Annotated in this window: 17 protein-coding genes; 11 read left to right on the top strand and 6 right to left on the bottom strand. The window is 39.5% G+C overall.

The genetic code is table 11. From position 1 onward, the window contains the following. Positions 1–10: 10 nt before the first annotated feature. A complete protein-coding gene (locus IAG46_RS08310) occupies positions 11–1,879 on the top strand; it encodes a penicillin-binding protein 2 (RefSeq protein ID WP_190809890.1) in 1,869 nt (622 codons plus the stop codon). Beyond that, positions 1,869–3,152: a rod shape-determining protein RodA gene (gene rodA, locus IAG46_RS08315; RefSeq protein ID WP_190809891.1), complete on the top strand. Its 1,284-nt coding sequence runs from the start codon at positions 1,869–1,871 to the stop codon at positions 3,150–3,152. The genes IAG46_RS08310 and rodA overlap by 11 nt, the downstream gene beginning before the upstream one ends. Here the strand turns inward: rodA and IAG46_RS08320 are convergent. Then, positions 3,149–3,949 carry a DNA/RNA non-specific endonuclease gene (locus IAG46_RS08320; protein WP_190809892.1) on the bottom strand — a complete coding sequence of 267 codons (801 nt, stop codon included), beginning with the start codon at positions 3,947–3,949 and terminating at the stop codon, positions 3,149–3,151. The two genes, rodA and IAG46_RS08320, sit on opposite strands and share 4 nt — an antisense overlap. Positions 3,950–4,330: 381 nt before the next feature. Here IAG46_RS08320 and IAG46_RS08325 point away from each other — a divergent pair, with 381 nt between their 5' ends. Continuing rightward, positions 4,331–5,599 carry a DEAD/DEAH box helicase gene (locus tag IAG46_RS08325; RefSeq protein ID WP_190809893.1) on the top strand — a complete coding sequence of 423 codons (1,269 nt, stop codon included), beginning with the start codon at positions 4,331–4,333 and terminating at the stop codon, positions 5,597–5,599. Positions 5,600–5,659: 60 nt separating this feature from the next. Here IAG46_RS08325 and IAG46_RS08330 read toward each other — a convergent pair whose 3' ends face one another. Then, the gene (locus IAG46_RS08330; protein WP_190809894.1) at positions 5,660–7,834 is read right to left on the bottom strand and encodes a carboxy terminal-processing peptidase; all 2,175 of its coding nucleotides are present in this window, start codon (positions 7,832–7,834) and stop codon (positions 5,660–5,662) included. A 203-nt stretch (positions 7,835–8,037) separates the two neighbouring features. On the opposite strand from IAG46_RS08330, the gene surE reads away from it, so the two are divergent. Genes surE through IAG46_RS08355 form a run of 5 tightly spaced genes read left to right on the top strand, consistent with a single transcriptional unit; the run spans position 8,038 to position 12,828 of the window. Next, the gene (surE, locus tag IAG46_RS08335) at positions 8,038–8,817 is read left to right on the top strand and encodes a 5'/3'-nucleotidase SurE (RefSeq protein WP_190809895.1); all 780 of its coding nucleotides are present in this window, start codon (positions 8,038–8,040) and stop codon (positions 8,815–8,817) included. Continuing rightward, positions 8,807–9,094 (top strand): hypothetical protein, encoded by a 288-nt coding sequence (locus IAG46_RS08340; RefSeq protein ID WP_190809896.1) that lies wholly within the window; start codon positions 8,807–8,809, stop codon positions 9,092–9,094. Before surE ends, IAG46_RS08340 begins: the two co-directional genes overlap by 11 nt. Before the next feature lie 28 nt (positions 9,095–9,122). Next, positions 9,123–10,232 carry a lipid-A-disaccharide synthase gene (gene lpxB, locus IAG46_RS08345; RefSeq protein ID WP_190809897.1) on the top strand — a complete coding sequence of 370 codons (1,110 nt, stop codon included), beginning with the start codon at positions 9,123–9,125 and terminating at the stop codon, positions 10,230–10,232. Positions 10,233–10,265: 33 nt separating this feature from the next. Next, positions 10,266–10,805 (top strand): C40 family peptidase, encoded by a 540-nt coding sequence (locus tag IAG46_RS08350; RefSeq protein ID WP_190809898.1) that lies wholly within the window; start codon positions 10,266–10,268, stop codon positions 10,803–10,805. 52 nt (positions 10,806–10,857) lie between these two features. Then, positions 10,858–12,828, top strand: a complete 1,971-nt coding sequence (locus IAG46_RS08355) for a ComEC/Rec2 family competence protein (RefSeq protein WP_368668174.1) — start codon at positions 10,858–10,860, stop codon at positions 12,826–12,828. Here the strand turns inward: IAG46_RS08355 and IAG46_RS08360 are convergent, their stop codons facing one another. Beyond that, entirely contained in the window at positions 12,829–14,361 is a 1,533-nt protein-coding gene (locus IAG46_RS08360; protein ID WP_190809900.1) for a peptide MFS transporter, read from the bottom strand. It abuts the gene before it with no gap. 16 nt (positions 14,362–14,377) lie between these two features. Then, entirely contained in the window at positions 14,378–16,537 is a 2,160-nt protein-coding gene (locus IAG46_RS08365) for a S9 family peptidase (RefSeq protein WP_190809901.1), read from the bottom strand. Between the two features lie 156 nt (positions 16,538–16,693). Between IAG46_RS08365 and IAG46_RS08370 the strand changes: the two genes are divergently transcribed. From IAG46_RS08370 to IAG46_RS08380, 3 genes are read left to right on the top strand one after another with little or no spacing between them, the layout of a single operon-like run. After that, positions 16,694–18,010 (top strand): hydroxymethylglutaryl-CoA reductase, degradative, encoded by a 1,317-nt coding sequence (locus IAG46_RS08370; protein WP_190809902.1) that lies wholly within the window; start codon positions 16,694–16,696, stop codon positions 18,008–18,010. Beyond that, complete coding sequence (locus IAG46_RS08375) at positions 18,010–18,924, top strand: GYDIA family GHMP kinase (protein ID WP_190809903.1); 915 nt, start codon at positions 18,010–18,012, stop codon at positions 18,922–18,924. Before IAG46_RS08370 ends, IAG46_RS08375 begins: the two co-directional genes overlap by 1 nt. A gap of 47 nt (positions 18,925–18,971) precedes the next feature. Then, positions 18,972–19,847 carry a PD40 domain-containing protein gene (locus IAG46_RS08380; protein ID WP_190809904.1) on the top strand — a complete coding sequence of 292 codons (876 nt, stop codon included), beginning with the start codon at positions 18,972–18,974 and terminating at the stop codon, positions 19,845–19,847. Between the two features lie 93 nt (positions 19,848–19,940). Here IAG46_RS08380 and IAG46_RS08385 read toward each other — a convergent pair whose 3' ends face one another. Both IAG46_RS08385 and IAG46_RS08390 read right to left on the bottom strand, forming a co-directional pair. Beyond that, on the bottom strand, positions 19,941–22,070 hold the full coding sequence (locus IAG46_RS08385) for a peptidylprolyl isomerase (RefSeq protein WP_190809905.1): 2,130 nt from the start codon (positions 22,068–22,070) through the stop codon (positions 19,941–19,943). Positions 22,071–22,154: 84 nt separating this feature from the next. Then, a complete protein-coding gene (locus IAG46_RS08390) occupies positions 22,155–23,444 on the bottom strand; it encodes a hemolysin family protein (RefSeq protein ID WP_190809906.1) in 1,290 nt (429 codons plus the stop codon). Positions 23,445–23,447: the final 3 nt, after the last annotated feature.

A 23,447-nucleotide genomic window follows, 5' to 3' on the forward strand; every position in this document is an offset into this window, starting at 1 on the left:
ATAATTGTCCATGAAAAAACTGCTGTTATCCTCCATTGTTGTCATCATCGGATTCACTTTTATAGGGAGACTTTCCTATTTGCAGCTTTTTCGATTTTCGCCCGATCAGGTGTTGGATGATCCGGCCATTAAAAAGATTTACGACTATCCTGAACGCGGTTATATCTATGACAGAAATGGAGAGCTTATGGTGGGTAATCAGCCGGCTTATGATGTCATGGTCATTCCACGAGAAGTAAAGCCTCTGGATACCATAGAATTCTGCAACCTTTTAAAGATTGACAAGGAACACTTCATCAACAAAATGAGAAAAGCACGGGTGTACTCCCCCAGATTACCTTCGGTTTTGGTGCCACAGTTATCTAAAGAGGACTATGCCAGACTTCAAGAAAAAATGAGACATTTTGAGGGCTTTTATATCCAAAAAAGGTCATTACGATATTACACCACCAACAGTTCAGCCAACGTGTTAGGTTACATTAGCGAGGTGAACGAACGGGATTTGAAAAACAACCCTTATTACGTTGCAGGTGAACTAAAAGGTCGCACAGGAATTGAAAAACAATATGAAGATATCTTGCGCGGTAGGAAAGGAGTGAAGCATATTCAAAAAGATAGGTTTAATAGAGATATTGGGCCCTATAAAGAAGGGAAATTGGATACCCTTCCAGAGCAAGGAAGGGAAATCCATATTACATTGGATAAAGCCCTACAAGAATATGGCGAAAGGTTAATGCATGGTAAAAGAGGTGGTATTGTTGCCATTGAACCCAAATCGGGGGAGATACTCACTATGATATCGGGCCCTACCTATGACCCAGCACTTTTGGTTGGCAGGGAACGTTCCAAAAACTATAGCAAACTGCATTACGATACAATTTCGAAGCCTACTTGGGACCGTTCCATATTGGCAGAACCTTCCCCGGGATCACCTTTTAAAACCTTGAATGCCCTAGTCGCTCTTCAAGAAGGGGTAATTGACCAAAAAACAAAGTTTAGATGTTATAATGGCTTCTATGTGGGCAATCAGAAAAAAGGATGCCATTGTGGAGGTGGGGTACGCGATATGAATTCGGGAATATTTCAATCCTGTAACGCCTATTTCGCTGGAACCTTTAGAAAAATATTTGAAAAATACCCCACAACCGATGAAGGTATGGATATGTGGGAAAGGCATATGAAAAGTTTTGGCCTTGGACGGTATTTAGGAACAGATATCCCTACGGGAAGACCTGGAAGAATTCCTGGAAAAGCTTTTTACGATAAATGGTATGGTGACGGAAGTTGGGCTTCTTCAACCATTATTTCAAACGCCATTGGTCAGGGTGAAGTTGCCGCAACGCCATTACAATTGGCCAATATGGCCACTGCCATAGGTAATCGAGGCTACTATTATACACCTCATATCCTTAAGACTGTTGGTAATATGGGTGCCATTGACCCAAAATATACCGAACCCCATTACACAACCATAGATCGTGAGTATTTTGAGCCTGTAATCCAAGGGATGGCCAATGTATATAAATACGGAACGGCCCGTTGGGTGCAAATTCCCGGGATTGAAATTGCCGGAAAAACCGGTACTGTAGAAAATTTCATCCGAGTAAAAGGAGAGCGTATGCAATTAACAGACCATTCCGTTTTTGTGGCATTCGCGCCTGTGGATAATCCTAAAATTGCCTTGGCAGTTTATATTGAAAACGGGTATTACGGCTCACGCTACGCAGGTCACATTGCCTCGCTATTGATTGAAAAATATATAAAAGGAGAAATCACCAGAAAAGATTTGGAAAAGCGCATGCTCGAAAAGACCTTGGAACATGAATATGCCAAACCATACAGTGGTGAACCTTTCAAGATAAACGAGTATGTCTGGTAGAGGGCTTTTTGGCAGAATTGACTGGTTTACTGTTTTTATCTATGTCTTTTTGGTTTTAATAGGGTGGGTAAACATCTACTCCACTACAATGACCGATACAAGCGCCTCTATTTTTGATTTCTCTACCCTTTATGGCAAACAACTTTTTTTTATTGGATTGGCACTGGTCGGGATTGTATTGGTTCTTTTTATCGAAACCAATTTTTTTGAACGTTTTGCCTCCATTTTTTATATCATAGCCATGCTTTTGTTGGTCGGGTTATTTGCTTTTGGAAAGACCATAGCCGGCGCAACCTCGTGGTACGATTTGGGCTTTTTTAACCTACAGCCATCGGAATTGGCCAAAGTTGCAACAGCGCTCGCATTGGCCAAATATCTGAGTGATATTCAAACAGATATTAAAACCCGTAAACATCAATTTTATGCATTGGTAATCATATTATTGCCGGCCTTGTTGATTTTGCCACAACCAGACCCGGGGAGTTCCTTAATCTATTTTTCTCTGTTTTTTGTATTGTTTAGAGAGGGTTTTCCACTCTATTATCTTGGTGTTCTAATAATTGCAGTAGTACTTTTTGCCACAACATTGATGTTCGGCACTGTTTGGGTGGGGATTGGTCTAGGAATTTTAACGGTTTTGATTTTTACTTTCAAAAGAGCCACAACAAAGATTCCGATTTTTCCATTTAGCTTGGTTCTCATTGTTTCAATATTGTTTTCCCTTTCCGTTAGGTTTGTTTTTGATAACGTTTTTGAGCAACGCCATCGAGACCGTTTTGCGCTTTGGTTGAGTTTGGAAAAAGACGAGGGCAAACTGGAGGAAATCAGAAAAACCATCGGATATAACACCTATCAATCTGAAAAAGCTATTGAGTCGGGTGGATTTTTTGGAAAAGGTTTTTTGGAGGGCACCCGTACCAAAGGTGACTTTGTACCCGAACAACATACGGATTACATTTTTAGTTCAGTAGGAGAGGAATGGGGGTTCGCTGGGACAACGGCCGTTATCCTATTATTTTCGTTTCTTTTTTTACGGCTGATTTACATCGCGGAACGACAAAAAAGTGATTTTAGTAGAATGTATGGCTATGGGGTTATCTCCATTTTGTTTATACATTACTTTGTAAACATTGGAATGGTAATTGGACTACTGCCTACAATTGGAATTCCACTACCCTTTTTCAGTTATGGGGGTTCAGGGCTTATTTTCTTTACGATGCTCCTTTTTATATTCTTGAAATTGGATTCAAACCGACTTAAAGACGGTATTTAAAACTTCCACCCGGAAGCATTGACCCTAGCCTCAACCTTTTCTTGCCAAGAATCGGACTGATTCTCAAAAAAATCAATGGAGGTAGTTTTTTCCAATGCGTCAATGGAAACCAAAAAACTCTTGAGAGCAGCTGGACTTTCGTTATTCGGAATCAAAAAACATAGTGCTTTAATCGACTTCCCTTCCTGTCTAAACACAATTTTGTAAAACGCATTTGGAACATCTACATCTTCCTCGCCAATTTCTTTCAATCCGTTTTCTAAAACCCCTCCTGTGATAACAGTGAGGTCTCCATATTTTTTGCACCAAGAGCGAACTTGTTGTTCCAATCTGTTCCAAACTCCGGCATTAAACTCCCTGTCTTGTGGACTTATATTACTGGTGTAAAAAGTTTCGTTATAGGCTTGTTCAGAGAAACGTCTATCACCGGCCGGGCAGAGATGCCCCCTATCATAACCTGAACCTTTGTAATTTCTCCAGTCGGCTGATTTAGTCCTTACTTTGGGGTCTTCGATAAAATAGGGGCGTCTTCTATCATCATAGGTCAAATGTGTTCTTCTTAACTGATATGCTACCCACTCTGCTTGCTCGTGAGGTTCGCTGTATGACAACGTGTAGTGTTGATGCGTAATCACATCACCTGCTGTGGAACTTGGCAAAAAATCTATGTTCAAAGGTGTCGGAACTTCACCAATCTCAGGTTTGGAATAAGTATCTGGTGTATAAAAGTTCTCAAATACCCAAAAACCTATCACGCAAATAATAAAGAGCAAGGTGTAGATGGTTTTATTTTTCATTCAGTTGACTACAGCATGTTTTTTCAAGTTTAGGAAATAAAACCCAAATAGAAAATATATCGTATTGAATCATATATTCCTATTAGGCTTAAAAGCTAAATATCGTTGACAGCCTTTGATGTTTAAATACCATGCAAAAACAGGTTTATACGAGATATATGTCAACGGACGGAAAGAAGTTCATAAAATTTACTGCCGTTTAAAATTAACATTGTCAAGAATAATCTAGAGTAAAACTAATACAAACACCCCGCATGATTAACTGCCAACACATTTCTTAAATGAAAACCCTTGTATTCAACTACCTTTGGCTCATATTAAAAACAGCGTAGTTTTTCAATTCCATTTACCCACGAACCGCTGTAATCCATTGAAAGCAATATGACATTCCAAGATTTAAAATTGATTCCTTCAATACTCAAAGCTTTGAGGGATGAAAACTATACAGAGCCCACATCCATTCAGGCAAAATCGATTCCATTGGTTTTAAATAGAGAAGATGTATTGGGCAGCGCGCAGACGGGTACGGGAAAAACTGCAGCTTTTGCCATTCCCATCATTCAACATTTAGCGAAAGATCAGCAAAATCAAAATGGTAAACGAAGGATTTCAACCCTGGTGATTACCCCAACACGCGAACTTGCCATACAAATTGGGGAAAGCTTTACTGCCTATGGCAAATACACTACAATCACAAATACCGTGATTTTTGGAGGTGTAAATCAAAGGTCTCAAACAAATGTATTGAGACAAGGCGTAGATGTTTTAATTGCCACTCCTGGACGCTTATTGGATTTAATGAACCAAGGGTATATCTCTTTAAAAGATGTCAAATATTTTGTATTGGATGAAGCGGACCGTATGCTAGATATGGGGTTTATCCATGATATTAAGAAGATTTTAGCCAAATTACCCAAACAAAGACAGTCCTTATTTTTCTCGGCAACCATGCCCAAAAAGATTTTGGCCCTGTCACAACAAATATTGATCAACCCAAAGAAGGTAGCTGTCAATCCGGTTTCTTCTACCGCAGAAACAATTCAGCAATTTTTATATACCACCAATAAACAGGACAAAGGCAAATTGCTTTTGCATATTCTAGAGAATCCAGAACTTGAGCAGGTATTGCTTTTTTCCAGGACCAAGCATGGGGCTGATCGTATTGTACGCAATCTCCGAAAGAAAAAAATCGACTGTGCGGCCATACATGGTGACAAGTCTCAAAACCAAAGACAAAGAGCGTTAAAAGAATTTAAAGCCGATAACATAAGAGTATTGGTGGCTACAGATATTGCAGCGCGTGGTATAGACATCGACAAGCTTCGTTATGTAATTAATTATGACATCCCCAATGAACCTGAAACTTATGTGCATAGAATTGGGCGTTGTGGCCGTGCCGGTGAAGATGGCACTTCTATTTCAATCTGCGAACCAGAGGAGAACGTGTACATAAGGGATATTGAAAAGCTCATTAAGCAAAAAATTCAAATAGTAAATGACAACCCATTTCCTCAGACCGACAAACCTATGAACACTGCCGAAAAGAAGGCTATGGAAAAGGAAAAACAAAGGCAAAAGCAGGAATTTTTTGCCAATCGCAATAAAAAAAGAGGTTCGCAAAACCCAGGTTTCCGGAGAAAGAAAAGATAATCACTATAAAAAAACCGACTCAATTGAGTCGGTTTTTTAATTCTCTATAAGAAATATATTCTAGCCCTTTACACTGGCCAACTTTCTTTCGTTGTTCTTTATATTGTTTAGCTGCAAGTCTCGTAATACATTTATAGCTTCTTCTACATAAAGGTCCTTTGCCAGATTTTTGTGCCAACGATCTCTCTTTTCCCTAAGCACCTGGTCTTGCGTAAACAACTCGGTTTCATACTTTAACGATTCGAAGGTCAGCTTTGAATCATATTCTCTAAGGCTTTTAAACTGTTCGGAGCGGTTTTTAGCCTTACCCTCTCGTATTTTATAATCGTCATAGTTCAAGGATACCACAGTCTCATCTTGTTGTTCCTTCAACCATTTCGCATTTTCTTCTATAAGTTTTATGTACTCATTGCCTGCCATTCTAGCTTTGCTATTGGCAACGGTGGTCTCAAAATCGATATAACCGTCCCATATTTTATAATCCGCAGGAGTAATTTTATCCCAACCAAGTGGATTTTCTTGATCTCTTTCTCCCAAATCGATATAACTGTATCTATCTGGAACCACAATATCACTCTTAACACCTTCCAATTGGGTAGAACCTCCATTGATCCTATAGAATTTTTGGGTTGTAAGCTTGATAGCTCCTAAATCACCATGTTCATTGCTACGAACAATATTATCTAAAGGAATCACATTTTGAACGGTACCTTTTCCGAAGGTTTGCTTGCTTCCAATAACAACAGCTCTTTTATAATCTTGCATGGCGGCGGCTAAAATCTCCGAAGCCGAGGCTGATAATTCATTTACCAAAATTACCAATGGGCCATCCCATTGAATGCGTTCATCTTTATCTTCATGCACTTCTTTTCTCTGTCCTGAAGACCGTACTTGCACAATTGGGCCATCCTTGATAAACAAACCGGCCATTTCAACCACCGTTTTTAAGGATCCACCTCCATTATCGCGAAGATCAAGTACAATACCTTCTACACCTGCTTTCTTTAAACGATCTACTTCTTTGGCCACATCGGTAGCGGCATTACGTTCTGTATAATCTTCAAAGTCGACATAAAACTTTGGTAAGTTGATCAATCCATATTTGTGATCTTCTCTTTTTACGGTTGCCGATTTCGCATAGGCTTCTTCCAACAAAACCACATCACGGGTTATGGAAACCACCTCAATGGTACCATCAACTTTTCGAATGGTAAGGTCAACAATGGTTCCTTTGGGTCCTTTTATCAATTTTATGGCATCATCCAAGCGCATGCCCACTATATCAATAGGTTCTTCACCTTCTTGACCAACTTTTAATATCTCATCACCCACTTCCAAATTTTGATCTCTCCATACAGGTCCTCCGGAAATAATTTCCATGATTCTTGCTCCTTCCGGCTTTTTCTGCAATCGGGCCCCAATTCCTTCAAACTTACCCGACATCCCAATATCGAACTTCTCTTTATCATCTGGGGCAAAGTAGAAGGTGTGAGGGTCAAACTCATCTACAATGGTATTGATGTACTGCACAAACCAATCTTTACGCTCAAGATCGTCTATAAAGTCAAAAAACTCATCCAATGTGTTCAAGGTATTCTCTCGAGCTTCTTGTTCTGTCAAGTTTCTATCTATCTTTTCTGAAATACCTTTAAATGTTACCACCTCGGCAACCGCATCGGTTTCGGAAGTGCCACTCATCTCAATTATTCGGTTTTCAACCTTATTGTCAAAAACACCAAGGGTATTATATTTCAGTTGTTTTCTCCACCGTTCTTTGAGTTGTTTTTTATTGGCGGCAAACTCTTGGTCTTTGTAGTCTATATTAATGTTTTCCTGTAGGGTATAATCAAAGGGCTGTGATAGCACTTCTTTATAAATTTCTTTTGCATCACCCATTCGCTTCATTAATCTTTGGTAAACGATATTGAAAAAAGTAATGTCTGTATTCTTTATTTCATCATCAATCATAAACCTGTACTTCTCAAACTCTCTGACATCGCTGGCTAAAAAGTATCTTTTGGTAGGATCCAAAATATCGATGAAATCGTCAAAAACATTGGAAGAAAAATTATCGTTCAAATCCTTGGGCTCATAATGGCCACGTTCCAACACATAAGTGATCAAATCCAAAAGTAATTTGTCCTTATCGTCGTTTTCAAAAGATTTATTAGTAAAACTGCAGGAGGCTACTGCAACAAGAATTACCAAAAGTGCCAAGGCGAAATTCTTTTTCATAATATGGTATTTGTTGGGAGCAAATTTATTTAGCCTTTATAGGCCCTTTCATCATTAAATCCATCTCCGTTTCTGTTCATATGAATTCCCTAAGATACTGAAAAAACCGTGCCATTCCAGTGCGCCATATTTAATTTTTTGTTAAACGGCAAGGGTATCATATCCTTATGAAAAACGTATTTTTACGTCATTAATTATTCAAAATGAAAAAACCACTCATCCTGGTCACTAATGATGATGGAATTACCGCACCCGGACTCCGGGTACTTATCCAGGTAATGAAGGAAATTGGAGAAGTGGTAGTGGTTGCCCCAGATAGTCCACAATCAGGCATGGGACATGCCATTACCATTGACAGTACGCTTTATTCCAAAAAGGTGGTTATAGACCATGAAAAGGGTGCGCCCAGTGAATATAGTTGTAGTGGAACGCCTGCAGATTGTGTTAAACTTGGTTTGCAGGAAATTTTGGATAGAAAACCAGATATCTGCATAAGTGGCATCAATCACGGCTCAAATGCGTCTATAAATGTGATTTATTCCGGAACCATGAGCGCTGCCATTGAAGCCGGGATAGAGGGTATTCCAGCTATCGGATTTTCACTTTGCGACTATTCATGGGATGCCGATTTCAGCCATGCCAGAGATTCCATAAAAAAGATTGTCCAAGAAGCGTTGGCACAGGGTATTCCGAAAGGCACCGTGCTCAATGTCAACATTCCAAAAACGGATACAGCACCAAAAGGCATTAAAGTTTGCAGACAGGCACGAGCCAACTGGAAAGAACAATTTGATAAGCGAACTAGCCCTACAGGAAAGGATTATTACTGGCTTTCTGGTGAATTTGAACTTTTGGACAAAGGTGAGGACACCGATGAGTGGGCCTTGGCGCAGGGCTACATTTCTGTAGTGCCAACACAATTTGACCTTACCGCCCACCATGCCATTTCACGTATTAACAATTGGAATTTAAATGAAGCATAGAAAAGAAGTATTAATTGGTTTTGCTGTCGGGGTCATAGCAAACACCTTTGGCACCTTGGTATATATCATACTTTTTTCCGATCTATCCATTTCCGAAACCTTCAATGCGGCTGTTAGACAGGGCCATGTTGGCAGTTTGTTGGCGTTGGGAGCAATTTTAAATTTGGTGGCTTTTTTTGGTTTTCTGAGGATAAAAAGAGATTATCGCGCCAGAGGAGTAATGATAGCAACCCTTATAACGGCTTTGGTAATATTGTACTATAAAATTTTTGCCTAAAGTCTTAGTTCTTGAACTTGAATTTTAAATGAAATACTATATAATCGCCGGTGAAGCTTCGGGAGACCTGCATGGCTCCAACTTGATCAAGGCTTTGAAACTTCAAGATTCAGAGACCCAGATTAGGTGTTGGGGCGGTAATCTAATGCACAATGCAGGCGGTGAATTGGCCAAACATTATAAAGAAATGGCCTTTATGGGCTTTTTGGAAGTCATCAAGAACATTCCAACCATATTCAAGAATATTTCATTTTGTAAAGAGGATATTCAAAATTTTGACCCTGACCTTATCATTTTTATTGATTTTTCCGGTTTCAACCTCCGCATAGCGAAATGGGCCAAGAAAAATGGCTTTAAAACCAATTACTATATCTCGCCTCAAATTTGGGCTTCCAGAGAAGGCAGAATTGAAAAAATTAAACGGGATATCGACAATATGTACGTTATCCTTCCTTTTGAAAAGGAATTTTACGAAAAGAAGCACAACTTCCCGGTTCATTTTGTGGGCCACCCCCTCATCGATGCTATAGAAAACACCCAAATTGTTGATGAAACCACTTTTAGAAAAGAGAACAATCTTCATCCGCAAAAACCAATTATTGCGCTTTTACCCGGTAGTAGAAAACAAGAGGTACAAAAAATGTTGACGGTCATGCTGTCCGTGAGTGGAGATTTTCCAGAATACCAATTTGTAATTGCTGGGGCTCCAAGTTTGCCTGATGGGTTTTATGAGCCATTTTTGACACAAGAAGTGGGGTATGTATCCAATCAGACCTACTCCTTGCTCAAGCATTCGCATGCAGCTTTGGTCACAAGTGGAACGGCTACTTTAGAAACAGCACTTTTTCAAATCCCTCAAGTGGTTTGCTACAAAGGCAATTGGATTTCGTATCAGATTGCGAAACAAATTATTACTTTGGATTATATTTCGTTGGTCAATTTGATTATGGACAAAGAAGTGGTAAAGGAATTGATTCAGAATGAATTAACCACAAAAAAATTAAAACAAGAACTTTCAAAAATAGTTGAAGGTGAAGAACGGGACCGTATTTTATCCGACTACAAATCCTTAAAAGAAAAATTGGGTGGAAAAGGCGCCAGTCAATTGGCAGCCCGATTAATCATCGAAAATGCTTAATTTATGCGTCAAGAATAAAAAAACTGTTCTTGAATGCTGAAAAAGGCCCTTTGTTTTCTTATCCTTTCGCTGCTTGTTGGTTGTGGTTCCAAAAAAAGAACCTATAACAAACCTAGAACCGTTTCTGTAGAAGGCTCTGTTGAAGAAACCCCTCCGCCCAAAAAATCCAAAAAAGAAGAACGAAAAAACACCAAGGCCAAAGCTGTCATTTCAACTGCTTTAACCTTTAGCGGAACCCGATATAAGTTTGGGGGAACCACTAAAAAAGGTATGGACTGCTCCGGGCTGGTTTTTGTTTCCTTAAAGGAAAACGAAATCCTTTTTCCCCGGGTGTCATATCAAATGGCCGAAGAGGGAAAGCGAATAAAACTAACCCAAGTGCAAAAAGGTGATCTCCTTTTTTTCAAAACCAGTAAGCGTGGCAAACGCATTAACCATGTTGGATTGGTCGTTGATGTAAAAGGAACAGATATAAAATTTATACACTCCACAACCTCAAGGGGTGTAATTGTCTCTTCCCTTCGGGAAGGGTATTGGAACCATGCGTTTGTAAAAGCAACGCGAATCTTATAGCATAGTGCGATTTTTTGATTTTGTTTCCATAAGGCTAACCTTATGTCTTGTTGTGGGCATTATTTGGGGGTTTTACCTTGAAATTGGACCGCAGATACCCTTTTATTCAATTCTTGGGCTGCTTCCTCTTTTGTATTGGGTCAATAAAAAACAAGCTAGAAAAGGGTTTCCGATTTTTGAGCTCACCTCAATCTTGCTGACAGTTTTGTTGGGTGTTCATGTTATTAATCTATCCCAATCCAAACATCTAGCACATCATTACACCCAAACCGATTTGAAAAACTCCAAAATATGGGAAATTAAAATCAGGGAAGTCCTTAAATCCAATCCTTTCAACCAACGTTATGTTGCGCAGGCCCTATCGTTGGAAAACAAAGAATCCAGCGGAAAATTGCTGTTGAGCATTCCCAATGATTCAACTTCAAAAAAATTAAAGGTGGATGATGAACTTTTTGTATTTGCCAAAGCCGGAGCAATTAAACCTCCATTAAATCCAAACCAATTTGATTATAAAGATTTTTTGCGGAAACAGAGCATTTATCATCAAATACGAGTTCAATCTAAACAACTCCTGTTAAAGAAAAACCCTTCTAAAACCATTGTAGGCATCGCATCAAACTTTAGGGAAGGCATTATTCTAAAATTGAAGGAACAAAATTTTGAAAAGAATGAATTGAGCGTAATCCAAGCTTTGCTTTTGGGCAAACGTGATGACATTTCGGAAACAACCTATAACAGCTATAAAGATGCAGGGGCCATACATATTTTGGCAGTTTCCGGGCTTCATATTGGAATTTTATTGTTGTTTTTCCAATTCCTGCTCACACCTTTGAACCGGTTACCTAAAGGTAAAATCCTAAAATTAATCTGTGTGGTGCTCTTACTTTGGGGCTATGCATTTATTGCCGGACTTTCACCATCTATAGTGCGGGCTGTAACCATGTTCACTTTTGTGGCCTATGCCATGCATTTAAACCGCCCCACCAATTCGTTTAACATTGTCACCTTGTCCATGTTCTTTATTTTATTGGCAAAACCGCTTTTTCTTTTTCAGGTTGGTTTTCAAATGAGTTATGCCGCCGTACTTTCCATTGTTTGGATTTATCCCAAACTCCAGCGATTCTGGTTTCCAGATAATGTTATCATTCGTAAAATATGGCAATTGCTCTCCGTTAGTGTGGCTGCTCAATTGGGCGTATTGCCAATCAGTTTATATTACTTTCATCAATTTCCTGCACTTTTCTTTATTTCCAACCTTTTGGTAATTCCGTTTTTGGGAATCATTCTCGGTATGGGTATTGCGGTCATATTTCTTTCACTGGTGGATTTTCTACCCAAATTTCTGGCTGAAAGCTACAACGCCATTATCAAACTGATGAATTCCGTTATTTCGTGGGTGGCCAAACAAGAAGGTTTTGTTATCAGAGACATTCCATTTGACGCCATTCAATTGGTATTCGTGTACGTTCTGATTATTTCAATGGTCGTATTTCTCTCCAAACCGAAAAGGAAAAACATTTTTGTGCTTTTAGGGTCCATAATTGTATTACAAGCCTGGGCCATTTGGAAAGAAGCTCGTTTGCATCAAACAGAAACCTTGATTCTAGCACATCAAAACAGAAATACTGTATTACTCCATCAGAAAGGGAGCACTTTGAATAATTACAAAACAGACTGTACACAAAACAACCGGATTACAAAAGATTATGCTGTTGCCGAAGGAATCGCATCCGTTTCAGACAATCCATTGCAACACAGTCTTCATGTTAATGGAAAAAACTTATATATAATGGACAGTTTAGGCATTTATCCTCGCACACAAGAGGTTAATTTTTTAGTATTGACCCAATCTCCAAAAATCAACTTAGACCGATTGCTTGACTCCCTTCATCCTAAAATTATTCTTGCCGATGGCAGTAACTTCAAAAGTTATGTGGCCCGATGGAAAAAAACTTGTCTTAAAAAAGAAATCCCTTTCCACCATACCGGCGAAAAGGGATTCTATGTTTTTAATTTAGATTGATCAATGCACGTTGCCCATCAACTTTTTCATGAGCGGACCAAACACCAATACCACAATTCCTGCCACCAAAGAATATTTAGCAATCAGGCTAAAGCCATCCAAGTAAACATGTAAGGTATCTAAACCGCCTACATTGACATCGGTACTTTCTATAGCCAACTGTTTGGAAATAAATCCAACTATTTGAAAGGCATAGGCCGATGATAAAAACCAAACTCCCATCATAAAGGCCACAATACGTTTAGGCGATAAATCGGTTATTTTGGAAAGTCCTACTGGTGACATAAATAGTTCTCCAACAGAAATCAAGAAATATAACGCCAATAAATATGAAAAAGGAACCATCCCGTTTTCGTCTGCACTTCCACCACTAAGCGATACTACATAAAAAGCCAAACCGGCCAATACGAGTCCCATGCCAAATTTGTATGGTGTTCTTGGGTTGAGTTTATTTCGTGCCAATTTCGTCCACATCACAGAAATTGGAATTGAAAGAATAACTATAAAAATGGAATTCAATGCATTGGTCTGACTTGCATTGATTAATGACAGATTCACATTTCTCGCCGCAAAAAGAGTAATTACACTACCATGCAACTCATGGAATCCCCAGAAAATAGTCATGAAAAAAGTAATCAATACGGCCATGAAAAGTTTCTTTCGCTCATCTGGCGAGGATTTTATCATAATGGTCGCCATATATACCACAACTGCTATTCCTATGAGATAAAATAATAAGTTGACAATATTGGTATTTTCAAAAGCAGTTCCTTCTTCTCCCAAAGATTTATAGGAATACAACAAAAATGCAATCAAAGGAGCAGATAGAAATGCAAGAATTGGAATTAACTGTTTTTGTGGAATACCCCACACCTTTCTCTCATACACCTCAATACTTGGCGGTTTTCCACCTTCTCCAAAAACATTCTTCTTAATACCGCTCCAAAAGAAAAGCAGTCCGGTTAACATTCCAATACCTGCCAATCCAAAGCCGTAATGCCAACCGTAGGTTGCACCAAGCCATCCGCAAAGTAAAGGAGCCACCGCTCCACCAATGTTAATACCCATATAAAAAATGGTGAATCCAGAATCCTTTCTAGTATCACCATCTTTATAAAGCGTTCCTACAAATGTTGAAATGTTAGGTTTAAAAAATCCATTCCCAACAATAATAAATGCCAAGGCCAAAAAGAAGGCAGTATTATGTTCAATGGCCAACACAAAATGACCGAGTGCCATTAAAACACCTCCTAAAAAAATGGAAGAACGCATTCCCAAAATAGAATCTGAGATTTTCCCCCCAATGACCGTAGAAGCGTACACTAAAGACCCGTAAGATGCATATACAGCAGCTGCCGCATAATCTCTTGTTGCCAATGCCTCGAATATAACATTGACCATGTACAAGGTGAGCAAGGCCCGCATTCCATAGAAACTGAAACGCTCCCATAATTCGGCAAAGAACAAATAGAAAAGACCTTGTGGGTGCCCAAAAAGCTGTTTCTCACTGGCTGGTTTTACATTATCTGACATATATTAATGAGTTTGGTTACAAATTTTTCTTAACGAAGTCGGTCATTTTAGTAAACAAATGGAGCCTGGTGTTTCCACCATAAATTCCATGGTTTTTATCGGGGTAAATTGCCCAATCAAATGACTTGTTCGCCTGAACGAGAGCTTCTATCATTCGCATGGAGTTCTGCACATGTACATTATCATCCCCGGAACCGTGGACCAACAAATATTTTCCTTTCAACAGTTCAGGATAATTAAATGGCGATTCGTTATCATACCCTTCTGGGTTTTCTTGCGGTGTACGCATAAAGCGCTCCGTGTAAATCGTATCATAAAAACGCCATGAGGTTACTGGTGCAACCGCAATGGCCATTTCAAAGATATCATTCCCTTTTAAAAGGCAGTTTGTGCTCATATGACCTCCGTAGCTCCATCCCCAGATTCCTGTTCTGTCTTCGTCAATAAATGGAAGCTCACTCAGTTTCTTAGCTGCAGCGATCTGATCTTCGGTCTCATATTTGACCAAATTTAGGTAGGTCACTTTTTTAAAATCACGTCCTTTGTATCCCGTTCCACGACCATCTACACATGCAATTATGTATCCTTCGGAGGCTAGCATTTGATGCCAATAATCATTGGCTCCAAACCATCTGTTTGCCACCTGCTGTGAACCTGGTCCACTGTATTGAAACATTAAAAGCGGGTATTTTTTGTTTTCATCGAAATCCGCCGGTTTTACCATATACATATTCAAATCGTTGCCATTGATGGAAATCGTGGAAAACTCTTTGGGACTCAATTCATATTCCTCCAATTTATTATCTAAAACAGCATTGTCCTTAATGCTTTTAAGCGTTTCCCCGTTTGAAGCCTTGTTCAAAGTAAACATATAAGGAGTTGTTGCACTGGAAAAAGTATTGATGAAATAAGAGTAATCCGTACTAAAGGCAGCGGAATTTGAACCTGTTTTTGAAGTCAACCTATTCTTTTTCTTTCCATTGGTTCCGATGCTGTACACATCACGGTTTATAGATCCATTCTCTGTTGATTGATAAAAAATCTTTTTTGATTTTGAATCATATCCGTAGTAATCGGTTACCTCCCATTCACCCTGGGTAATCTGATTCTTTAACTTTCCATCCTTTCCATAAAGGTAAATATGATTGTACCCATCCATCTCACTGACCCAAATAAAGCTATCATCTGCTAAAAAAGTCAGGTAATCGGTTACATCCACATAAGCAGCATCCTTTTCTTCCATAAGTAAAGAAACTGAGTTGTTGGTGGCATTAACCGAAAGTAACTTTAAATGATTTTGATGTCTGTTTAGGGTCTGTACACTCAAATGATCTGGATTGTTCCTCCATTTGATTCTTGGAATGTAATAGGCATCTCCGAGACTTACATCCGACGTGCTTCCCGAAGCCATATCATACATATGCAAGGATACCTCTGCATTGACCTCCCCCGCCTTTGGATATTTAAATTCGTATTGGAATGGGTATAAGTTTTGCCCGAAAACGTCCATGGAAAAGTGGGGTACATCGGTCTCATCAAACCGCAGGAAGGCAATTTTGGTACCGTTACTGTTCCAATCAAACGCACGGACAAAGGCAAATTCTTCTTCGTACACCCAATCGGTCACTCCATTAATAATGGTTCCTTTACTACCATCTGTTGTGATTTGTTTGGTGTTTCCTGAGTCGATATCGAAAATGTAGATGTTATTTTCCTTTACATAGGCCACTTGAGAACCGTCTGGAGACAACAAAGGTTCCTGAATTTTATCGTCAGAAACCTGGGTTACTTTTTTACTGGATACATCGTAGACATAATAGACACCCAGTCTTGAATGCCTAAAAATGGGTTCAATTTCGGTAGCCAACAATATTTTGGATTCGTCCTTACTAAAAGTATATGAACTGAATAAAGGCACCTCATCGGAAGAAGACACAACAGTCTCCACTTTTTCCAATGTTGCGTAGTCATATTTATCCAAACTACTTGATCGTGGTGAACCATCAAAGTTTAGTACGGTATACTGCTTTCCATTTTTCATGGACCGCAGAACATCCATATATTCGGTTCTAAAAGTGCCGCCCCAAATATCTTCAAGGGTAATTTTTTTCTTTTGTGCTAAGGATAGGGTTAAAAATCCGAGGGTGAATAGGAACAGTAAGGCCTGTTTTCGCATTGAAATTAAGAATTTATTAAAAACCGTCAAGTTTACTAATATTTATTCAAAAAATAAACTTTGTTTTTGCATTTGTGGCAAGAACCACGCCAAAATAGGACTCCCAAAAAAGCAAAATTCTATTATCCTTATATTTGAATCCTTTAACCAAGCGACATGAACACTCCTGTTGAAGGATTTTCCAGACTTTCCAAAGCAGAAAAAATTGATTGGATAGCTTCCAACTTTACGAAGGATGCTGAACGGACAAAGCAATTGCTTCAACAATATTGGAATCCTGATAAAAAAGTCCAAAAAGTACATGATGAGTTTATAGAAAATACGGTTTCCAATTATTATCTGCCATTTGCCCTTGCCCCCAATTTTTTGATCAATGATAAGCTCTATGCCATTCCCATGGTCATTGAAGAAAGTTCGGTGGTGGCAGCGGCAAGCAAAGCAGCTAAGTTCTGGCTAAACCGTGGTGGTTTTAAGACAGCGGTAATTGGAACTGAAAAGGTAGGGCAGGTCCATTTTATTTTTAAGGGTGATTCGAACAAGCTACAAGGGTTTTTTGATGAAATCAAACCAGATTTTTTCAAAAACACCAAGTCCATTACGCAAAGTATGGAGAAAAGAGGTGGTGGAATCAAGGAAATCCTTTTAAGGAATATGTCCGACAAAGTTGAAGGGTATCATCAACTGCACTGCACTTTTGAGACCAAAGACGCCATGGGCGCAAACTTTATCAACTCTTGTTTGGAACAATTTGCTAGTACATTGAAGGTAAGGGCAAGTGCTTATGAATCTTTTACCACGGAGGAGCAGGATATTGAAGTGGTAATGAGCATCCTTTCCAATTATGTGCCCAATTGTTTGGTCAGGGCCGAAGTTAGTTGCGCTGTCGATGCTTTAACCGAGGATGGCATTTCCGCCAAGGAGTTTGCCGAAAAAATTATTCAGGCCATAGCTATTGCCAAGGCCGAACCTTATCGTGCCGTGACCCATAACAAAGGTATTATGAACGGTGTTGATGCAGTTATTTTAGCTACAGGAAACGATTTTAGGGCCATTGAAGCAGGAATTCATGCCTATGCTTCCAAAGATGGTCCCTATTCCAGTTTGACCCATGCTACGGTCGAAGGCGATGTTTTTAAATTTTGGATTGAGATTCCCTTGGCCTTGGGTACCGTAGGTGGACTAACTTCACTGCATCCCCTGGTAAAATTGGCTCTGGAAATTCTTCAAAATCCCTCAGCCGAAGAATTGATGCAAATTGTCGCTGTTGCCGGGTTGGCCCAAAATTTTGCAGCCGTACGCTCATTGGTCACCACGGGAATCCAAAAGGGACATATGAAAATGCATTTGTTGAACCTGCTGAATCAAATGGGTGCCACTGAAAATGAAAAACAACAATTGGTACAATATTTTAAAACCAATACTGTGACCAATGCATCGGTCAAAGAGGCTTTGGAAAAGATTCAATCGGAATAATGCAGAAAACATTCTACAGCAACGGTAAATTGTTGCTCTCTGGGGAGTATGCCATTTTAGATGGGGCTGTTGGACTTGCGGTTCCTACCAAGTATGGTCAAACTCTTCAAGTAACCGAAACATCTTCAGGAGTTTTGGAATGGGAAAGCTTCGATGAAAATGGTTCAGTTTGGTTTGAATGCACTTTAGGATTGGAAAATTTGGAAGAGATTTCCACTTCCGATAAATCCATATCAATAACCTTAATTCAGTTACTTAACGAAGCTAAGGCACAAAATTCATCTTTTCTGGACAACGGTTCCGGAATCAAAGTAGAAACTAAACTCAGTTTTCCACGAGTTTGGGGACTCGGCACTTCATCAACCTTAATAAACAATATTGCGCAATGGGCGCAAGTTGACGCTTACCGACTTTTACAGAAGGCTTTCGGTGGCAGTGGCTATGATATTGCCTGCGCAAAACACAATGTTCCTGTTCTTTATCAATTGATTGATGGTATACCAAAAGTGGATGAAATTCCTTTTGACCCTCCATATAAAGACTCCTTATACTTTGTATACCTAAACCAAAAGCAGAGCAGTAAGGAAGCTATTTCAAACTACCGTAATCAAAGTTTTGATAAAGATTTGTTACTGTCGAATATTTCAACGCTCACAAAAAGCATGGTGGAAGCTGAATCTTTACATGTGCTTGAATCTTTAATGATTGAACATGAGGCAACCTTATCCAAAGTGTTGGGATTGGTCCCAATAAAAGTCCAGCTTTTTTCCGATTACCCAGGAGCAATAAAAAGTCTTGGCGCCTGGGGCGGGGATTTTATATTGGCTACTGGCGATGAAAAAGAAATGGATTATTTCAAATCCAAAGGATACCATACCATTATTTCATATACCGAAATGGTGATTGCCCAATAAAACACGCCTATTTAATGCGTATCTTTTTTCTTCACTAAAAGGAAAATATGCACATAAACTTTCTTTCTTTAATCCTTTTTATGCCTTGCCTGTTAATTGGTCAAGCTGATAGTTGGAAAGAGCAATGTCTTACCAATAATTCTGCTGATGATCGCTATGCCTCCTACTCGCCTGATGGAAATTCGATTGTTTTTGAATCGGACCGAGATGGGAATTGGGAGATTTATCTAATTGATGGTGAAGGGGAAAATATAAGACGATTGACAAACAACCCAGCAGATGATAGACGACCGACTTGGCATCCAAACGGCAAAAAATTGTTGTTCGAGTCAAACCGAAGCGGAACCAATCAGCTTTACACACTTAAGTTGGGTTCTGGAACAGCACAAAAACTCAAAAATCTGGGCACAGCCGGCGAACCTATCTTTGCCGAATTTTCACCAAATGGAAAAAATATAGCAGTTAGCATTCAAGAAGCTGAACAGCAAGGTAGTTTGGCTTTATTGAACAAAAAAGGCAAGCTGCGCAGAAAGTTGGTTCACAATGATTATCGAAATTTCTATCCCAAATGGTCCAAGGATGGGGTCGAAATCCTGTTTTTTTCAAGAAAAGACACCGAAAATAACGATGACGAAATTTACCGTCTAAACATTAGAACTGGAACCGAAAAAAGATTGACCCAATGGCCCAAGCATAATTTTTGCCCCTCCTGGTCTGGAGATGGCACTCGAATAGCTTATGTGACATCCATGGAAGGCTCCCGACCTGAAATCTATATCATGGATGCCGATGGAACCAATAAGCAGCGGATTACCCATAATAAAAATGGTGAAACGCTTCCCAATTGGCATCCTGCCGAAAACAAAATTTTGATTACCGCGTACCGAAATGGAAATTATGAAATTTGTGTTTTGACGCAATAGGATTCAATGTATACATTGGACCATTGAATTGAATTCCCGAAAACAAAAAAAGCCACTCTTAAGAGTGGCTTTTTTTTACTGTTCTTTTGCTTCTTAATAAAAAGTAGCTCTTTTATCTTCAATCTCAGCACCTTCTTTTAGCGCATTGTAAACTGCATTGTTTACACGGCTGGCTGCATTTGTTTTTAACGTATTGGCGTAAGTGCTAAAATTGTCCACGCTAGGAGCATCTTCCTTTTTGGTGACCTTCAGGATAAATACTCCCGTTTCACCTTCAACAAGTGTAGACGTTGCATCTGGAGCCAAGGTAAATGCGGTCCCAACCACCAAAGGTTCACGACCTGCTCCAGGAATGGTCGGAGATTTTAAGGTCAATGCTGAAGCGTTGGAAAGGTTAACGTTATTGTCCTTAGCAACGGCATCCAAAGTTTTTCCTTGGTTTGCATTTATTATCTGCTCTGCTTTACGTTCTTTTCTGATTCTTGGTAACGCAGTAGCCGAGGCATCTTCTGTAGACATCAATCCTTCTTTATATTTTTTGGTAAGCTGCACTACGGCATATCCATTGTTGATGTTGAATCTTTTGATGTCACCCACCTTAGTATCGTCATTAAAGGCCCATTGTACAACTCCTCTTTGTGCTGACAAGCCTGGAAGGTTCTCGTCCATCTCTTTGATTTTGTTCACAGGTCTAACCGTATAGGTGCTTTCTCTGGCAATATCACCAAAAGCTTCAGGTGCTGCATCTATGGATGCCATTTCAAACTTGGTGGCATCGGTAAACAAGGTATTGATGGTCTCTTCTGAGGGTTCTATCTCTCTTGAAAGTGTTGCTACCTGCACTAAGTCTTGCTTATCATCTATTTTGATGATATGGAAGCCGAAAGGGGTCTCCACCATACCAATCTCGTCCAAATCATGAGAAAATAGATAATTTCTGTATGCTTCGGCCAACCCTAGATTGGATTCTTGAAAGTATCCGATATCTCCGGAGCGTTGCGCAGCAGTTGGGTCGTCTGAATTTTCTCTTGCCAAGGTCGCAAAATTGGCATCGGCCTTTCTTGCTTCAATTAGCATCTTTTTCGCCTCTTCTTCTGCTTCTTCTTTTGTTCTTGTGATGTTCGCTGCAGCTCTTTCGGAACCGGCATATGCAAAAAGAATATGGCTTGACTTGACGGAACCTTCGGGTTTTACATCCATTATTTTGGAAACCTTAAAGAATCCACCATCGCGGTATGGTCCGTGGATTTCTCCAGCGTCCAATGTCATTAAGGTGTCCGCAACAACAATTGGCAGTTCGTTTTTGGATTTGTAAATAGTGTCGAACTTGCTATCGGAGTTTCTATCCAAAAAGGCAGCCATGTCTTGTGTATTCCTGAAACCGGGAATAGTGTCATTGGCATCTCTTTCTTCAGAATACTCAATAGAATCTTCTAGCAATGCGGTAATGGCATCTTCAACAGCTGTCTCATCATCACCTGAGGCTTTCTCTTCAAAAAACACAAAACGAATATCACGCGCCTTGTCTTGTTTAAAATCGTCTTTGTGCTGACTAATATAAGCTTGTATATCATCTTTGGAAACCTGAATTGTACTATCGGCAATAGTGGTATAAGGTACACGCACGTATTGGATATCTACTTTTTCGTTGGCCATATTGTAATCGAACTCCCCTTCTGAGAGTGTTGCTCCGACACCACCTTTGATCAGGTTAAAATACATACGTTCTTTTGCTAATTGAATGATGCGTTGTTCATCTTGCAACCAAGCATCATATCGTAATGGGTCATTGGCCTTCCAATCTGCAATGGCACTTCTAAAAACTTCTTCGTTGAAGATTCCGTTTTCATCCAAAAAATCAGGAATTTGTGCATATCCTGAAGTTTTAACATACTCTATAATTTGGTCGCTTTCCACATCAATCCCCAAATCTTCGAATTGTTGCTCCAAAATGGCTTTTCTCAATTCTTGATCGTATACGGTATTCACCAATTGGGTAGAGGAAATGCTGGGGCCAAATCTTCTTGAGGCATTTTCTACTTCTCTTCTAAAATCGTCAATGGAAACACTTTCCCCATTTACTTCAACTACAGATGAGCCTACTTTTGCACCACCAAGGTCGTTGCTGGTGAAGACTCCAGATATTACAAATGCGAACAATGCCATACCAATGATCAAAATCAGTACAGTTGTTCGTTTTCTAATATTCTCTAATATTGCCATTTTACTGCTTGTTTTCTTTATTTTCAGTGGGCGAAAATACCATTTTCTTTTCAAATAGGAAAGTACTACGAAGTACGGAAACTGTTAATCTTCAGGATGAACGTGCACATTGACCAGGTCGATTTTGGTGTTGGACACTTCAAGAATGCGGAATGTAAAATTTTCAGTCTTTATTTCTGAATCCAATTCTGGAATCTCTTCGGTTTCACTCATGATCAATCCCCCCAAGGTTTCGTATTCTTCACTTTCCGGAAGTTCCAACTTGTAATGCTCATTAATGTAATCGACTTCCAATCGGGCCGAGAATTTGTAAACGTTCTCACTCAACTGTTCTTCATGAAGGTCTGTAGAGTCGTGCTCGTCCTCTATTTCGCCAAACAATTCTTCTACTATATCTTCCACGGTCAAAATACCAGATGTTCCTCCATATTCATCCAGTACCACCGCCATACTCTTCCTTTTTTTGGTCAGTACATTTAGGATATCTTGCACCAACATGGTCTCTGGGACAAATTCCACCGGAAGAAGTATGCTTTTTATGGTCTTTGGCTTTTTGAACAGCTCGTAGGAGTGTACATACCCAATAATCTCATCAATACTTTCTTTATATACCAATATTTTGGAGTAACCGGTCTCTGAAAATAGTTTGGCCAGGTTCTTAGGGGTCTCATCGATTTCCACAGCCATGATCTCGGTACGCGGCACCATAACCTCCCGGGCTTTCACAGTTGAAAACTCCAGTGCATTTTGGAAAATTTGAATCTCGGAATCCACCTCATCTTCCTCTTCAACAGCTTCCATTTGTTCTGTGATATAATCGCCCAATTCCAGTTTTGTAAAGGCCAGTTGTACTTGATCGCCCTCGGTTTTAAAAAATACCCGGAGAATGAAGTCAGAAACCTTGATTACAATCCATGAGAAAAACCAAAATAGTAAATAAAAAAAATAGGCAGGAATGGCAAATACCTTAAGCAGGGTGTTGGAGTAAATTTGAAACAGAACTTTAGGCAAAAACTCTGCTGTAACCAAAATGATCAAGGTTGAGATCATGGTTTGGGAAAGCATGCTGAAATCTGTCAACATTGAGTTTAAAAACTCAGATGTAGTAGGGAGCAATTGTTGAAACCACTCCATAAGCATATCGCCCATGAACAGTCCGTAAATCACCAAGGCAATATTGTTACCAATAAGCATGGTGGCGATAAACTTTGAGGGTTTTTGCGTGAGCCAAGTCAGTACCTTGGCAAAAAAACCTTCCTGTTTTTTCTCGATTTCAATATGAATACGGTTGGCCGATACAAAAGCTATTTCCATTCCTGAAAAGAATGCTGAAAATACGAGAGACAGTATTATAATGATTACCGATGTGCTCAACGG

The sequence above is a fragment of the Flagellimonas sp. S3867 genome (assembly GCF_014698935.1).
Lineage (GTDB): Bacteria > Bacteroidota > Bacteroidia > Flavobacteriales > Flavobacteriaceae > Flagellimonas.

Coding starts and splice junctions, on each gene's coding strand:
- IAG46_RS08340 (WP_190809896.1), top strand. CDS start 8,807: ATGAAGCATAGAAAAGAAGTATTAATTGGTTTTGCTGTCGGGGTCATA.
- IAG46_RS08380 (WP_190809904.1), top strand. CDS start 18,972: ATGCACATAAACTTTCTTTCTTTAATCCTTTTTATGCCTTGCCTGTTA.
- IAG46_RS08360 (WP_190809900.1), bottom strand. CDS start 14,361: ATGTCAGATAATGTAAAACCAGCCAGTGAGAAACAGCTTTTTGGGCAC.
- IAG46_RS08330 (WP_190809894.1), bottom strand. CDS start 7,834: ATGAAAAAGAATTTCGCCTTGGCACTTTTGGTAATTCTTGTTGCAGTA.
- IAG46_RS08365 (WP_190809901.1), bottom strand. CDS start 16,537: ATGCGAAAACAGGCCTTACTGTTCCTATTCACCCTCGGATTTTTAACC.
- IAG46_RS08310 (WP_190809890.1), top strand. CDS start 11: ATGAAAAAACTGCTGTTATCCTCCATTGTTGTCATCATCGGATTCACT.
- IAG46_RS08370 (WP_190809902.1), top strand. CDS start 16,694: ATGAACACTCCTGTTGAAGGATTTTCCAGACTTTCCAAAGCAGAAAAA.
- lpxB (WP_190809897.1), top strand. CDS start 9,123: ATGAAATACTATATAATCGCCGGTGAAGCTTCGGGAGACCTGCATGGC.
- IAG46_RS08350 (WP_190809898.1), top strand. CDS start 10,266: ATGCTGAAAAAGGCCCTTTGTTTTCTTATCCTTTCGCTGCTTGTTGGT.
- IAG46_RS08385 (WP_190809905.1), bottom strand. CDS start 22,070: ATGGCAATATTAGAGAATATTAGAAAACGAACAACTGTACTGATTTTG.
- rodA (WP_190809891.1), top strand. CDS start 1,869: ATGTCTGGTAGAGGGCTTTTTGGCAGAATTGACTGGTTTACTGTTTTT.
- IAG46_RS08375 (WP_190809903.1), top strand. CDS start 18,010: ATGCAGAAAACATTCTACAGCAACGGTAAATTGTTGCTCTCTGGGGAG.
- IAG46_RS08320 (WP_190809892.1), bottom strand. CDS start 3,949: ATGAAAAATAAAACCATCTACACCTTGCTCTTTATTATTTGCGTGATA.
- IAG46_RS08325 (WP_190809893.1), top strand. CDS start 4,331: ATGACATTCCAAGATTTAAAATTGATTCCTTCAATACTCAAAGCTTTG.
- surE (WP_190809895.1), top strand. CDS start 8,038: ATGAAAAAACCACTCATCCTGGTCACTAATGATGATGGAATTACCGCA.